Genomic DNA, 14609 nt, shown 5'->3' with positions numbered 1-14609 from the left:
AACCGTGTTGTCGTCACTACGCAAATTCCGCTCCGCGCCGGAGTCAGGCACCTGCTTGACGAGTACGACGATGTTCATCGCCTTCGACGACCCTCTCTCTTGGTGGTCCGCCGCGCCCGACCGTGGCGCGGCGCTGCTGGCGGTACGGGCCGCTCAGTTCGGCACGGAGCGGTAGATGTGTCCTCGATCGAGGACCGGGGTGAGGATGTCGTCCTCGAGGTAGTACTCGGCCTCCCCCTCGGCGGCGGGCATCCTGCGCGGCGCGATGCCCGGGTATCCCAGGGCATTGCGGACCGCCGGATTCATGAAGTAGGCGCCGGACACGGCGAGGGCGAACGCCTCGAACAGGACGTGGTCGCGCCGGCGCACCTCGGCGAGCGCCTCCGCGGGGGCGCCGGCGACCGCCAGCACCTCGCGGACGGCGGGCGCCAGGTCGGTGTTCGCGGCGAGCGCCCGGTTGATCCACTGGCCGGCCACGTCGGCGGCGCTGGCGGACGGAAGGCCGGAGCCGCCCGGGATGAGGACGTCGGCGAGCGCCGCCAGGCGGGCCCGCGACGCGTCGCCGAGTTCGGTCGAGAGGTCGAGGTCGGTCACGAGGCCACCTCCAGTTTCCCCGCGTTGGACGCGATGTGGGTCGCGGTGCGCTTCGCCAGCGCGCAGATCGTGGCGGTCGGGTTCACGCCCGTGGACGTGGTGAAGACGCTCGCGTCGATGATGTAGAGGTTCGGCACGTCATGCGTACGGCCGAAGCGGTCGACGACGGAGGTCGCCGGATCGTTGCCCATCTTGGCCGTGCCGGTGTTGTGCCCGGTCATGAAGTTGCGCCCGGCGATCCAGGACTTCGTCGCGCCGGCGGCGTCGTGCGCCTCCAGCGCCCTCGCCAGGTTGAAGTCGACGATCTTGCGGGTGTTCTCGGAGACCCGGTAGTTCACCTTCGCCGCCGGCAGGCCGTCGGAGTCCGTGAGCGTGGGATGCAGCGAGACGTAGTTCGTCTCCTCCGGGAGGTCCTCCGGGATCACGTGCCACTGCAGCATCCGCACGAACGACTTCATCCGGTCGGCCGACCCGTCGCCCCACATCTGTTCGCCGGCCAGGCTCAGCGGGTGGGTCCACTTCTCGGCCGCCTCCAGCGGCCCGGCGATCGGCAGCAGCGACCACTTCGCGCCGCGGACGAAGCCACGCGACGCGTCGGACTCGTAGAACTGCATCGAGCCGATGTGCTCACCGGCGGGGCCGAGCCAGTTCTCCAGGTCGTCGTCGTAGAGCCCGACCGCGACGCCGTACGGGTGCAGCATCAGCCGCTTGCCGACAAGCCCCGAGGAGTTCGCCAGGCCGTTCGGGAAACGCTCGGACGTCGACATCAGCAGCAGCCGCGGGGTGCCGATCCCGCCGGCCGCCATGATGACCAGCGACGCGGACTGGAAGTGCTCGGCGCCGTCGCGCAGGTAGATCGCGCCGTTGGCGCGGCCGCTGTCGTCGAGCGTCACGCGGGCGACCCGGGCGCGGGTGATCACCTGCACGCCCCGCTCCACCGCGTCCCGCAGGTGCGTGACGTCGGTCGAGGACTTCGCGCCCTCCGGGCAGCCCATCCGGCAGACGCCGTAGCGGACGCACTGGCCCTCCCGGCTGCCCTCGCGGTTCAGGGTGGGAAGGGAGTTGGTGCCGGGCCACCAGTGCCAGCCGAGTTTGTTCATGCCCTCGGCCATGACCTGGCCGGTGCGGTGGATCGGCGCGGGCGGCAGCGGCGGGTCGAACCCCGGCGGGTAGGCCGGGTTGCCGGCGAGGCCGGAGACCCGCATCTCGCGCTCGACCGCCTGGTAGTACGGCAGCAGCTCGTCGTAGCTCAGCGGCCAGTCGTCGGCCACGCCGTCGAGCGTGCGCACCCGGAAGTCCGAGGGCAGCGCGCGGGCCCAGATGCCGCCGTAGAGCACGCTGGAGCCGCCCACGCCGTTGTACATCCACACCGGCAGGTCCGACTCGCTGTGGTCGAGCGGGTAGTCCTCCCGGCGGCGGCGGATGTTCGGGTCCGGGTGCCAGTCCTTACCGCCGACCAGCTCGTATTCGGGCTTGTTTCCCGGCAGGTCCCCGGGGTCGACCCACTCGCCCTGCTCAAGGCAGACGACGCTGAAGCCCGCCTCCGCGAGGTGCCGCGCGGCGACCCCGGCCGCGGTCCCCGCTCCAACGATCAGGACGTCTGCATGATCTTGTTTGGAAGCCACGCCAACCCACTCCCGTGCCGCGTCGGGACCGGCCAGACGCCGGGGCCCGACAAGTCGCCCGCCCGGCGACCGGGCGAGCTTGGATTGTGAATCGTTGGGAACTGTTGCAACTCGTTGGACTTCTGTCAACCCCTGCGGCGGCGGTCCCCGGGCACCTCACAGGGGCGGTGCCGGCGCCCGGGACGCGGTGGCCGCGTTCCGGGCGCCGCGCATCAATGCCCGACCCTCAACTGCCCGGCCAGCGCGCCGTGCATCTGCGCGCTGGGCTCGTTCAGCCCCACGATCTCCACCGTCTTACCGCGCGTGGCGTACTTGGTCGTGACGGCGTCCAGCGCCGCCACCGAGGACGCGTCCCAGACGTGGGCGCGGGACATGTCGATGACGACCCGGTCGGGGTCGCCGGCGTAGTCGAACTGGTGGACGAGGTCGTTGCTCGACGCGAAGAACAGCTCGCCGTGCACGGTGTACGTGCGCGCGCCGCCGTCGGGGTCGCCGGCGCTGGTCACCTCGACGATGTGCGCGACCCGGCGAGCGAAGATCACCATCGCGACCAGGACGCCGGCGATGACACCGATGGCCAGGTTGTGGGTCACCAGCACGACCGCGACCGTCGAGACCATCACGATGGTCTCCCCCGCCGGCATCCGCTTCAGCGTCGCCGGGGCGATGCTGTGCCAGTCGAACGTCGAGACGGACACGATGACCATCACGGCGACCAGGGCGGCCATCGGGATGACGGCCACCACGTCGCCCAGGCTGACGACGAGGATGAGCAGGAAGACGCCGGCCAGGAAGGTCGACAGCCGGGTCCGGGCGCCGGAGACCTTCACGTTGATCATCGTCTGGCCGATCATGGCGCACCCGCCCATGCCGCCGAAGAAGCCGGTCACGATGTTGGCCACGCCCTGTCCCCAGGACTCGCGGGTCTTGTTCGAGGGGGTGTCGGTGATGTCGTCGACGAGCTTCGCCGTCATCAGCGACTCCATCAGCCCGACCAGCGCGACGCCCAGCGCGTACGGGGCGATGGTCTGCAGCGTGGACCAGGTGTACGGGATGTCCGGCAGGCCGAACACCGGCAGGCTGTCGGGCAGCTCGCCCTCGTCGCCGACGGTCGGCACGGCGACGTGGGCGACCACGGTGAACGCGGTCAGCACCACGATGGCGACCAGCGGCGCGGGCACCGCGCGGGTCAGCCGTGGCAGCCCGACGATGATCGCCAGGGCGACGGCGACCAGCGGATAGACCAGCCAGGGGACGCCGATCAGGTGCGGCACCTGCGCGGAGAAGATCAGGATGGCGAGCGCGTTGACGAAGCCGATCATGACGCTGCGCGGGATGAACCGCATCAGCCGGGCGACGCCGAGCAGCGCCAGGACCACCTGGAAGACGCCACCCAGGATGACGGCCGCGATGAGATGGTCCAACCCGTGATCGCGGACCAGCGGCGCCACGACCAGGGCCACGGCGCCGGTCGCGGCGGAGATCATGGCCGGGCGGCCGCCGCAGATGGCGATCGTCACCGCCATCGTGAACGAGGCGAACAGGCCGACCCGCGGGTCCACGCCCGCGAGGATCGAGAACGAGATCGCTTCGGGGATCAGCGCCAGCGCGACCACGAGGCCCGCGAGGACCTCGGTACGCAGCACCCGCGGCGACAGCCAGGACGGGCGCGACCGGGACGGCCCAGCGACGGCGGACAACGATGAAGGCATGTAGTCACTTCCACTCGGGTGTGCGCCGCAGCAGCGCCCACGCATTACCAGCACGCGCGTGCGCACGGGCACGGCGGGCAACCGGGAAGACCGCCCAGGTATTCCCGTTTTGTCCACGGCGTCGTTGCCGGGCCGGAGCCGGCCGGGGGGCGGTCGTCGCGGCCCCGGGTCAGATCAGCCGGGCGACGCCCCGGTCGGCCACCGCCGCGAACGCGTGCGGCGCGGCGTAGCCGGCCGCGGCGAACGCCGCCCGCACCGCCGCCGCCGTGGCGTCGACGGCCGACCGGTCGACCAAACCGAGCACGCAACCGCCGAAGCCGCCGCCGGTCATCCGGGCGCCGTGGGCGCCCGCGGCCAGCATCGCGTCGACGGCGGTGTCGACCTCGGGCACGGTGATCTCGTAATCGTCGCGCATGGAGGCGTGCGAGGCGGTCAGCAGCGGAGCGATCTCGGTCACCCGGCCGTCGCGCAGCAGGCGAACCGCGTCCAGGACGCGCTGGTTCTCGGTGACGACGTGCCGGACCCGTCGGCCGGTGATCTCGTCGAGGCGGTCGAGCGCGCCGGGCAAGGCGTCCACCTCGACGTCCCGCAGTGCGCCCACCCCGAGGGTGCGGGCGGCGGACTCGCAGGCGGCGCGGCGGGCGGCGTACTCGCCGGAGACCAACCGATGCGGCGCGTTGGTGTCCACGACCAGCAGGGCGAGCCCGTGCGCGGCCAGGTCGAAGGGCACGTGCTCGACCGCGCCGTCACGGCAGTCGAGGAAGAGCGCGTGCCCGGCCCGGCACAGCGTCGACGCGGACTGGTCCATGATCCCGCACGGCATGCCGACGTAGCCGTTCTCGGCCCGCTGCGCCAGCCGCGGCCAGCTGTCCTTCGGCACGTCGAGCGAACCCAGCTCGACCAGGGCGGCCAACACCGCGCACTCCAACGCCGCCGACGAGGACAGCCCGGCGCCCAGCGGCACGTCGGAGGTGAGCGCGATCCGGGCCGGCGGTGGCGTCACCCCCGCCTCGCGCAGCGCCCACAGCACCCCGACGACGTAGCCGGCCCAGCCGGTCACCCGGCCGGGCGTCAGGTCGTCGACGCCGATCACGACCGTCTCGTCGGCCTCTCGCGAATGGATCGTCCACCCGGGGCCGGCAGCGGGTGCGGCGGCCACGGCCGTGCGCAGCGGGACCGCGAACGGCAGCACGAAGCCGTCGTTGTAGTCGGTGTGCTCCCCGATCAGGTTCACCCGCCCCGGCGCGCTCCACACCCCGGCGGGCGCGGTCCCGTACCGCTCGGTGAACAGTGCGGCGGCCCGGTCGGCGACGCTCACAGCGCCACCTCGCGCAGCAGCGCCGCGGCCTGCTCGGGGCGCACGTCGTTGATGAACACCCCCATCGCGGCCTCCGAGCCGGCCAGGTACTTCAACTTGCCCGGCGCCCGCCGGGCGCTGAACAGCTGCAGATGCAGATAGGCAAGGTCGCGATCGACGCGCACGGGCGCCTGCTGCCACGCCGACACGTACGGCATCGCCACCCCGAACACCCCGTCGAGGCGGCGTAGCACCTCCAGGTAGACCGGCCCGAAGGCGGCACGCTCGGCGTCGGAGAGCGCCGCGAGATCCGGCACCTGCCGGTGCGGATACACGTGCACCTCGAACGGCCACCGCGCGAACGCCGGCACGAACGCCGTCCAGTGCTCGTTGGCGGCCACCACGCGCTCACCCGACTGCTCGGCGGCCAGCACCGCGGCGAACAGGTTGGCGCCGTCATGGCGCTCCGCGTGGGCGCGCGCCGAGGCCAGCATCCGCCGCGTGCGCGGCGTCACGAACGGGTAGGCGTAGATCTGCCCGTGCGGATGGTGCAGCGTCACACCGATCTCCACACCCCGGTTCTCGAAGCAGAACACCTGCTCCACCCCCGGCAGCGCGGACAGCTCGGCGGTCCGGTCCGCCCACGCCTCCACGACGGTCCGCACCCGCTCCGGGCTCAGCCGCGCGAACGACGAGTCGTGCGCCGACGTGAAGCACACCACCTCGCAGCGGCCGGTGCCGGGCCGCAGCGGGACCAGCTCCGACGGAGCCACCGAGGCCGGCGCCGCCCGATGGCTGAACGAGGGGAAACGGTTCTCGAAGACCACGACGTCGTAATCGGCGGCCGGGATCTCGCCACGGTGGTCGCCGGCGGCCGGGCAGAGCGGGCACTCGGTGGCCGGCGGCAGGTGGGTGCGGCCCTGCCGGTGCGCCGCGACCGCGACCCATTCGTCGAGCAGCGGGTCGTAGCGCAGCTCGGACGCGCCGGGCGGGGGTGGCAGCGCCCGATCGTCGGAGCCGCTGCGGTCGGCGCGGTCGGTCTCGTCGAAGTAGATCAGTTCCCGACCGTCGGCCAACGTGGTGACCGTCCGTGTGATGCGACCCGTCATCCCCACGACTGCTCCGTCATGGAGCGGAAGGCGACCTCGAGCATCCGGTAGCGGCGCGGTCGGGTCAGCGCGAAGAGCACCATCTCCGCGACGTCCTCGGACGTCATCATGTCGGCCAGCTCCGGCATGTCCGGAGTACGCAGCCCGCGGCCCATCCCGAAGTTGGTCGCGACCCCGCCGGGGCAGATGTTGGTGCAGCGGATGCCGAGGCCGCGCAGCTCGTGATCCAGTGACCGGGTGAAACCGACGGAGGCGAACTTGGTCGCCACGTACGCGGCCTCGTCGGGCAGCCCGCGCCGGCCGGCCTCGGACGCCACCGTGATGAGGTCGCCCGCACCGCGGGCCGTCAGGTGCGGCAACGCGGCGCGGACGGTGTGGAACAGGCCCCGGACGTTGACGTCGACCATCTCGTCGAGGTCGGCCAGCGGCGTCTCGGCGAACGGGCCCCACGACCCGACGCCGGCGTTCGCGACGACGATGTCCAGGCCACCGAAGCGCTCGACGGTCGCGGCGACCGCCGCCTCCACCTGCGCGGCGTCCCGTACGTCGCACGGCACGGTGATGCACTCGGGCAACCCTGGGTCCGGGGCGGAGCGCGAGGCGAGGCCGAGCTTGACGCCCGCCCCGGCGAGCGCGTGCGCGACCGCCTGGCCGATGCCGCTGCTGGCCCCGGTGACGAAGGCGACCTTTCCGGCGAGCACGTCCGTCGTCATCGGACGGCCCCCGCCCACGGCTCGACGTCCGTGGTGACCGGCGCCCCCGCCTCGGCGGCGGCGTGGATCGCCAGCGCCAGCAGGTGGTCCTGGCACGCGTCCGCCAACGGGTACGGCGGGGGCACCTCGCCGCGCCGCCACCGGCCGGTGTGCTCCAGGCAGGTGGCGATCGCGATCTCCTCGTCGGACAACCGGCTGCCGGGGTACGGGTTGCGGTAGAGCACCCGACCCGACCAGCTCAGCGTGTCGAGGTCGGCGCCTTCGAGGTTGCCGTCGAAGCCGGTGTGCCGGCGCACGATCGGGGCGCTGACCGGGGCGCCGTCCGCGGTGCTCCAGGTGACGTCGCTGTCCACGATCTCGCCGTGGCTGCCCCGCACGATGACGTGCCGGCGGCGCCACGGGTTGAACCACTGGGTCTCGGTGAAGTCGTACACCCCGGTGCGGCCGGCGATCTCCAGCAGCCCGATGGTGTGGTCGGCCGGGCGGACCTCCTGCGTCGCCGGCCACCCGCCCCGGTCCGGGCCGTCCAGCAGCGGGTTGACGGTCGAGACCGCGCTCACCCGGGCCGCCTGCGCGCCGACGCCGAGCAGGCAGCGCAGCAGCGCGGTGGCGTGGTAGTCGTGCGTCCAGGACACCTGCGCCGAGCTCACCTGCCCGAGCACGCCGTCGGCGATCAGCGTCCGCAGCGCGACGATGACCGGCAGGTAGGGGTGCTGCTCGGCGACCTGGACCAGGTCGCGGTCGCCGACGGCGGCCCAGAGCGCGCGCAGCCCGTCGGCGTCGGGCGCGGGCGGCGTCTCGGAGAGCACCGCCGTGTCGAGGTCGACCAGGGTGCGGACCACATCGGGGTTCGCCTCCCGCGGCACCGAGGTGACGACGACCTCGGGGGCCGCGGCGGCGACGAGCTCCTCGATCCGCCGGTACGTGGGAATGCCCCACTGTTGTTCCAGTCGGGCGCCGACGTCGGCGCGGCGGGTCACCGCGCCGACGCACTGGAAGCGCTCGGGTGCCTGGCGGGCCAGGCGGAGGTAGAAGTCAGCACGCCAACCGTGGCCGACGATGCCGTAGCGGATGGGACCTCCGGCGGACATGCTGACCTCTCCCCTCGCAGTCGATCGGATCCGTCGCAGTCGATCAGATCAGGGAACCAGGACGGCGCGCGCCCGCACCTTCCCGGCCTTCAGCAGCGCGAGCGCCTCGTTCGCCTCGGCGAGCGGGAAGTCGGCGTGGACCGAGCGGAGCTTGCCGGCGGCGGCGAGGTTGAGGACCTCGCGCATCTGCTGGCGGTTGCCGAGCACGGAGCCGACGACGGTGCGCTCGTCGCCGATGTCCAGCAGGCCGACGTTCTGGGCGACGCCCAGGACGATCCGGCCGCCGGGCTTGACGATCCGCATCGCCTCCGCCACCGAGGCGTCGGAGGGCGCGAAGACGATGGCCGCGTCCATGGCGTTGTCGGAGACGTTGCTGCCACCGGAGCCCTGGGGGTTGAAGGACTTGACCGCGCCGAGTTCCTCGGCCACCGCCTGGTGCTCGGCGCTGCGGGTGACGGCGTAGACGTCGGCGCCGGTGAGGGCGGCCATCTGGATGACCATGTGGCCCACGCCGCCGACGCCGAGGACGGCGACCTTCTGGCCGGGCGTCAGGTGAGCCTTGGAGACCGAGCCGTACGCGGTGATGCCGGGGCAGAACAGCGGCGCGGCCTCCTCGAAGGAGAGGTTGTCCGGCAGCGGGTAGGCGTACGCCGACTCGGCCAGCATGTACTCGGCGTAGCCGCCGTCCAGCGTCTCGCCGGTGATCTGCCGCTGGCGGCACAGCTGCTCGCGTCCGGAGAAGCAGTACTCGCAGACGCCGCAGGTCTTCCAGATCGGCTGCACGCCGACCCGGTCGCCGACGGCGAGGTGCGTGACGGCCGAGCCGACCGCCGAGACGGTGCCGACGACCTCGTGGCCCGGGATGATCGGGAACGAGGCGGGCGTGTTGGGCAGCCAGTCGCCCTCGACCATGTGCAGGTTGGAACGGCAGACACCGCAGGCGCCCACCTTGATGACGATCTGGGTCGCCGAGGGGGTGGGGTCGGCCACCTCGCGCAGCTGGAGCGGCTTGGTCTCGATCGGCCCGGCTTGTACGAGTAGCGCTGCCTTCATTACCTGCTTCTTCTTCCTGAACGGATGGTCATCGGGCGGGGCCCGAAGGATTGATCATGGGTGCCGACCCGGCCCTTGAGCGGACGCGCCGCCCAAGGGCCGGGGTTGGAGACAGACGTCAGGCCGACGGCGGGGTGATGATGCCCCGCTCGATGAGCTTGTCGATGTTGCCCCGGCGACGCACGTCCTCGCGGGCGAGCCAGCCCTCCTGCGGCAGCTCCTCGACGTACTGGTGCTTCTCGTAGATCGGCTGCTCGTAGATCGCCGCGTACTGCTCGGTGCGCAGGTCCTTGAACCAGTTCATGACACCGTTCTGCGCACGGGCCCGGCGCAGCGCCTCGATGTCGATGACGTAGCTGACGAACGAGTCACCCGGGAGCAGACCCTCCTGGCGAGCGACGACCTGGCCCTTGCTGTTCACGATCATCGACCGGCCGCCGAACAGGTCGAACATGGTCCCGTCGTCGTAGCACTGCGGGCCCAGGTTCGGCGAGATCACGTAGCACTGGTTGAACATGGCGTGAGCGCGGTTCTGCAGCTCCCACATGCCCTGCGCGACCTGCGGGTCGATCAGGGTGGCGCGGATGATGATCTCCGCGCCGTTCATCGCCAGGCCACGGGAGGTCTCCGGGTAGGCGCCCTCGTGGCAGATGATGTAGCCGATGTTGCCGATCTCGGTCTTGGCGACCGGGAAGATGGCGTCGAGGACGTTGCCGTTCCCCTTCTTGGCCACCCACTCGTCGTAGATGTCGTGCGGGTTGGTGGTGCCCAGCGCGCCACCCTCGTAGGCGTCGCTGGTGGACTTGGCCCGCTTGTAGATGACCTCACCCTCGGGGTTGATGATGAACGCCACGTTGAACAGGTGACCCGGGAAGTCCTCGTCGGTGACGAAGAGCAGCTCGGCCGCGATGTAGGTGTTCAGCTCGCGGGCCTTGGCCGCCAGGACGTCGGTCTCCGGGCCGGGGACGGTCGTGGCGAACGCCGCGTGCGCCTCCCGGTTGCCGGCCTTGAAGTCCTCCGGCATGCCCTGGATGGCCATCTCGGGCAGCACGACCAGCTTGACCGGCGCGCCCTCGGTGGCGGCGGTCCGGACCGCCATGTCCATGAAGTTGCAGATGCGCTTCGCGCTCTCGACCGCGTCCTCACGCTTCTTCATCGTGACTACGCGCGGGGAGATCGCCACCACGCCGTACGGGTCAACCACAGTCAGACTCCTTTTGACTCATGCGCTGGACGGGTGGCCGCCCGGCTGGTCGTTTTGCTGATGACCGGTGCCGCGATCGGAATGCGGTGCACAGGTCGGGGCCTAAGACGAGCTATCGGTGGCTCCCCTGGACGTCGTCGTCGGGTCCATCCGAGAACTAGGTAATCGATGTCACGACCGAGACAACCGTAAGCAGTCCCTTTGTGACTGTCAAGCGCGGAAACGGGGCCAGTTATGGCAATGAGTACGGAAAAAAGAGTATGTGATCCCGGTCGCAAAGCCCCACGCTCATGGGGGCTCCGCGATCGGTCACAAACGGACAGTCGCGCCGTCGTCAACCGTTTCCACAATGTGGTCGGCCGACGGGTGGGACGCTACGTGGTGGCGAATCTTCCTTCCTCTCCCATGCCGATCCGGACATGGCCCGGCTAGCGGCCACCGTCCACGTCCGGTGCGGTCAACGCCGCAAGTTGGGCACGCGCGGGGTCGCCGGCAACGCGAACGGATAGTCGGCGGGCGGAACCGTGTCCACCGGCGCCGGCTTGCCGGGCGCGACGATCTCCCCCGACCCACGGGGCACCAGACGCAGCGGAATCACCGTGTTCACCGGATCGCCGCAGGTCCCATCGAGCCGGTCGAAGAGCCGCTCCACGGCCAGCCGGCCGAGCAGCTCGGGCGAGTGCTCCAGCACGGTGATCGCCGGCGACAGGACGTCGGCCAGCGCGAAGTCCCCGAAGGACACCACCGCGATGTCGGTGCGGCCCCGGTCGTGCAACACCTTCACCACCCCCAGCGACGTCTCGGAACGGGCGCTGAAGATGGCGGTCGGCGGCTCGCGGAGATCGAGGAACTGGCTGGTGCGCGCCCGCGCGGCGGGGGCCTCGGCGCAGTCCGTGGCGACGATCTCGGGCCTCACCGGGAGCCCGACCTCGGTGAGCGCGTCCACGTAACCGGCGTACCGGTTGCGCGAGGTCTCTATCTCCAGATCGTCGCTGACGAACGCGATCCGCTCGTGGCCGTGGCGGATCAGGTGCCGCACCGCGGTGCGCGCGCCGCCGCGGTCGTCGAAGACCACGACGTCCGCCGGGAAGTTCTTCGGGTGCCGGTCGACGAAGACGACCGGCGTGCTGGTGGTCGCCAGGTACGACAGGTCGGCGGTGTGCGGCGTGACTATCAACCCGGCGACGCGTCGCTGCTGGAGGGTGTCGACGATCGTCGCCTCGCGGTTGGGCAGCCGCCGGTTGCTCGCGACGATCACGTTCAGGCCACGGCGGAGCGCGGCGAGCTCGATCTCGCTGATGACGGCGGCGAAGAACGGGTCGGCGATCGACTCGACGATGACGCCGATCGTGTCGTCCACGCCGCGCCGCAGCGACCGGGCGAGCAGGTCGACCCGGTAGCCCAGCCGCTCCACCGCCTCTTCGACGCGCTGGCGGGTCTCCACGGAGACCCGCGGATCCCCGTTGATCACGCGAGAGGCCGTCTTCGCGCTGGTGCCGGCGGCCAGGGCGACGTCGCTGAGCCGCACGACCTTCTTCGTCATGACGGCCCGTCGCATTCACGTCGCCGCGCCCACGTGGCCACGGCCCTCCCGTCGCCGGCAATAGCTCTGATCAACCGGCTCGCCGTCCTCTCATTGCCATGAGGCGGGTATGTGCTCCCTCCGAGCAGCCCCGGCCCGGTGCGGACGGAGATAATGCCCCTCACGAGGCCGCTGTCCAAAATCTTAGGGTGCCGCGGGCAGCCGCGGAACGCCGAACGACATCAGGCACCGACGTCACGCGGCACCGTCGCCCGTCTGCCGCAGGTGCGGGATGAGCTCCGCCCAGTCGTATTCCTGCAGGTAGTAATCCCGCACGCTGTACGTGCCGTCCATGGTGTCCTTCAGCGACGCCGGACCGGGGAATCCGATCACGTCCCAGCCCACCCGACCGCGGTTGCCGCCGTAGACCGGATCGCCGTAGAAACCCTGTCGGGTGTGCGCCACCAGGGCGTCGAAGAACGACAATCCGTCGTCGAAGGCGTACACCTGGATCGTCGGAGCCGCGGCGTCGGCCTCGCGCACCACCGGAACGGGCTTCGGCGCGCCGGAGATCCGCTCCAGGACGAAGTCCTGCTGCTCGTCGGTGAGCGACACGAAGTCGGCGCCGAAGCTCTGTCCGGCGATCGCGTCGAGTTCGCGCACGCCCCGCCGGTAGGTCTCCTGCAGGTCCGCGATCCGGGCCCGCCAGGCGTCGGCGAGCTTCCCGCTCATCCGGAGGAACCCGCTGCCGTCCGCGGCGGCGTACACGTGGTCGGTGCCCGACAGGAACCGGTCGATGAACCGGACGGCACACGCCTCGCGCGCCCCCGGATCGTGGTCCGTCGGGATGATCCGCGCGGTCGCCGCCTCGACCGTGTCCCATTCGTGATCGGTGAAGAAGAGCCGGTCCGTCGCGTCGGGATCCACGGGCGCGAGGACGACCGGCCACTCTGCCATCGATGTCATCGTCTCCTCCTCAGATCGCCGTCGTCGGCCGGTCCTGCGGCAACCGCTCCTCGCGGCCCTTAGCGTGCACCCGGGCGATGTAGTCGGCGCACCGCCACGCGTTCGCCATGATGGTCAGCGTCGGGTTGACCCCGGTGGCCGTCGGGAAGCTCGCGCCGTCGAGGACATAGAGGTTGTCCACGTCGTGCGCCTGGCACCACTCGTTGAGCACGCTCTTGGCCGGATCCGTGCCCATCCGCACCGTGCCGTGCTGGTGACAGGTGTTTCCGCTGGCACGGCCGCGCTCGAGGTACACCGGGATCGTCTTCCAGGCGCCGGCCGCCTCGAGGATCTCGACATTCTTGTCGACCTGCCACTTCGCCAGCGCGATGTCGTTGGGGTGCGCCTTGTGGGTGATCCGGGCCGCCGGCAGCCCCCACGCGTCCTTCACCTCGGGGTCGAGGTCCACCCGGTTCGTCTCGACCGGCATGTCGTGCAGGGTGTGGCCGATCTTCATCGCGTGGTTGTAGAAGTCGCGGTCCGCGTCCTTGGCGGCGCCGCCCCACGCCGGCCTGCCCGGGAAGTTCCAGTTGACCGGCTGGCCGACGTGCGATGCGCCGATCAGCGCGCCGCCGATGTGGCCACGGTCGTAGTCGGTCTCGTAGAACTGGAACGAGCCGCCGCTGATGTAGTTGCCGGGGAAGCCGTACAGCGGCTGCTCGTCGTCGAAGAGGCCGACGGCGAACAGGTACTCGTGGAAGGTGGCGTTGCGCCCGACCTGTCCGCTGGTGTTGGCGAGACCGTCGGGGAACTGCCGGGACTTCGACATGAGCATCAGACGCGCCGACTCGACCGCGCCGAGGCACAGCAGGACCAGCTTCGCCTCCTGCTCCACCTCCCGGCCGTCGGCGTCGATGTACACCACGCCACGGGCGCGACCGTCCGGCCCGACCGTCACCTCGCGCACGTAGCACTCCGACCGCAGGTCGAGGTTGCCGGTCGCGAGCGCCTCGGGCACGAACGTGTCCAGCGTCGACGAGCGCATCCCGCTCGGGTCGCCGTACCCGTTCCAGAAGCTCGTCCAGTTGGACGGGGTCCGTCCCCGGAAGGGCCTGGTGATCAGCGCCTGCGGGATCGGCATCGCGTTGATGCCCAACTTCTCGCAGGCCTCGTAGAAGCGCTTGGCGGCCCGGGTCGGCGGCGCGGGCGGCGTCGGGTACCGCGTGCTGCGGTGCGGCTCGTGCGCGTCCGCGCCGTCCAGGCCCGCGCAGCCGAAGGCCCACTCCACCTTCGACAGGTACGGTTCGAGGTCGTCGTAGGTGATCGGCCAGTCGGCGAGGCTGGCCCCCTCGATGTCGCCGTGCAGGGTGCGCATCCGGAAGTCCGACGGGCGGGGGCGCGGCAGCCAGCCCGCCCAGTGCACCGTCCCGCCGCCCACCATCTGCGGCACCATCGAGAACGGCGTCGGCACCGCGGTCTCGCTGTCGTCCATCCGCACCGTGCGGGGGTTGACGCGCGGATCCGACCACAGGTACGTGCGGTTGAGGAACTTGATCTCGTCGCCCGAGAAGTGCTCGCGCGGCCGCAGCCACGGCCCGCGCTCCAGGCCGACCACCGTCAGGCCCGCCTCGCACAGCACCTTCGCGGCGGTGGCCCCGGACGCGCCCATGCCGACGATGAGAACGTCGACCGGGTCCGGCTTCCTCGCGTACTCCATGCAGCTCACCCCTCAACCGCGGCGGGC

Annotated in this window: 12 protein-coding genes and 1 pseudogene; all 13 read right to left on the bottom strand. The window is 71.1% G+C overall.

Features of this window, described 5'->3' with window-relative positions; translation table 11 throughout:
• Positions 1-78: pseudogene (locus BLW47_RS24935) on the bottom strand (electron transfer flavoprotein subunit beta); the annotation flags it as partial.
• A gap of 75 nt (positions 79-153) precedes the next feature.
• Entirely contained in the window at positions 154-594 is a 441-nt protein-coding gene (locus BLW47_RS23415; protein ID WP_091562445.1) for a hypothetical protein, read from the bottom strand.
• Complete coding sequence (locus BLW47_RS23410; protein WP_091562441.1) at positions 591-2219, bottom strand: GMC family oxidoreductase; 1629 nt, start codon at positions 2217-2219, stop codon at positions 591-593. The genes BLW47_RS23415 and BLW47_RS23410 overlap by 4 nt, the downstream gene beginning before the upstream one ends.
• Positions 2220-2431: 212 nt before the next feature.
• Positions 2432-3931, bottom strand: a complete 1500-nt coding sequence (locus tag BLW47_RS23405) for a SulP family inorganic anion transporter (protein WP_091562437.1) — start codon at positions 3929-3931, stop codon at positions 2432-2434.
• Positions 3932-4100: 169 nt separating this feature from the next.
• A complete protein-coding gene (gene galK, locus BLW47_RS23400; RefSeq protein WP_091562434.1) occupies positions 4101-5249 on the bottom strand; it encodes a galactokinase in 1149 nt (382 codons plus the stop codon).
• The gene (gene galT, locus BLW47_RS23395) at positions 5246-6337 is read right to left on the bottom strand and encodes a galactose-1-phosphate uridylyltransferase (RefSeq protein WP_091562430.1); all 1092 of its coding nucleotides are present in this window, start codon (positions 6335-6337) and stop codon (positions 5246-5248) included. The genes galK and galT overlap by 4 nt, the downstream gene beginning before the upstream one ends.
• Positions 6334-7050: an SDR family oxidoreductase gene (locus BLW47_RS23390; RefSeq protein ID WP_091562467.1), complete on the bottom strand. Its 717-nt coding sequence runs from the start codon at positions 7048-7050 to the stop codon at positions 6334-6336. The genes galT and BLW47_RS23390 overlap by 4 nt, the downstream gene beginning before the upstream one ends.
• Entirely contained in the window at positions 7047-8141 is a 1095-nt protein-coding gene (locus tag BLW47_RS23385) for a Gfo/Idh/MocA family protein (RefSeq protein WP_091562428.1), read from the bottom strand. Before BLW47_RS23385 ends, BLW47_RS23390 begins: the two co-directional genes overlap by 4 nt.
• A 48-nt stretch (positions 8142-8189) precedes the next feature.
• Positions 8190-9194: an alcohol dehydrogenase catalytic domain-containing protein gene (locus BLW47_RS23380; RefSeq protein WP_091562424.1), complete on the bottom strand. Its 1005-nt coding sequence runs from the start codon at positions 9192-9194 to the stop codon at positions 8190-8192.
• A 118-nt stretch (positions 9195-9312) separates the two neighbouring features.
• A complete protein-coding gene (locus BLW47_RS23375; protein ID WP_091562421.1) occupies positions 9313-10398 on the bottom strand; it encodes a nitrilase-related carbon-nitrogen hydrolase in 1086 nt (361 codons plus the stop codon).
• 457 nt (positions 10399-10855) lie between these two features.
• Complete coding sequence (locus tag BLW47_RS23370) at positions 10856-11941, bottom strand: LacI family DNA-binding transcriptional regulator (RefSeq protein WP_175543775.1); 1086 nt, start codon at positions 11939-11941, stop codon at positions 10856-10858.
• A 234-nt stretch (positions 11942-12175) separates the two neighbouring features.
• Positions 12176-12877 carry a gluconate 2-dehydrogenase subunit 3 family protein gene (locus BLW47_RS23365; RefSeq protein ID WP_245737014.1) on the bottom strand — a complete coding sequence of 234 codons (702 nt, stop codon included), beginning with the start codon at positions 12875-12877 and terminating at the stop codon, positions 12176-12178.
• A 19-nt stretch (positions 12878-12896) separates the two neighbouring features.
• Positions 12897-14582, bottom strand: coding sequence for a GMC family oxidoreductase (locus BLW47_RS23360; RefSeq protein ID WP_091562412.1), 1686 nt, complete (start codon positions 14580-14582; stop codon positions 12897-12899).
• Positions 14583-14609 lie beyond the last annotated feature (27 nt).

This window comes from Micromonospora pattaloongensis, assembly GCF_900107255.1.
GTDB lineage: Bacteria > Actinomycetota > Actinomycetes > Mycobacteriales > Micromonosporaceae > Micromonospora_I > Micromonospora_I pattaloongensis.
Note: the sequence above shows the minus strand (reverse complement) of the source record. Positions and strands in the feature narration are given on the sequence as shown.

Excerpts from the sequence above, each read along its gene's own strand:
- BLW47_RS23365 (WP_245737014.1), bottom strand. The coding sequence starts at position 12,877 with ATGGCAGAGTGGCCGGTCGTCCTCGCGCCCGTGGATCCCGACGCGACG.
- galT (WP_091562430.1), bottom strand. The coding sequence starts at position 6,337 with ATGACGGGTCGCATCACACGGACGGTCACCACGTTGGCCGACGGTCGG.
- BLW47_RS23360 (WP_091562412.1), bottom strand. The coding sequence starts at position 14,582 with ATGGAGTACGCGAGGAAGCCGGACCCGGTCGACGTTCTCATCGTCGGC.
- BLW47_RS23380 (WP_091562424.1), bottom strand. The coding sequence starts at position 9,194 with ATGAAGGCAGCGCTACTCGTACAAGCCGGGCCGATCGAGACCAAGCCG.
- BLW47_RS23390 (WP_091562467.1), bottom strand. The coding sequence starts at position 7,050 with ATGACGACGGACGTGCTCGCCGGAAAGGTCGCCTTCGTCACCGGGGCC.
- BLW47_RS23385 (WP_091562428.1), bottom strand. The coding sequence starts at position 8,141 with ATGTCCGCCGGAGGTCCCATCCGCTACGGCATCGTCGGCCACGGTTGG.
- BLW47_RS23405 (WP_091562437.1), bottom strand. The coding sequence starts at position 3,931 with ATGCCTTCATCGTTGTCCGCCGTCGCTGGGCCGTCCCGGTCGCGCCCG.
- BLW47_RS23370 (WP_175543775.1), bottom strand. The coding sequence starts at position 11,941 with ATGACGAAGAAGGTCGTGCGGCTCAGCGACGTCGCCCTGGCCGCCGGC.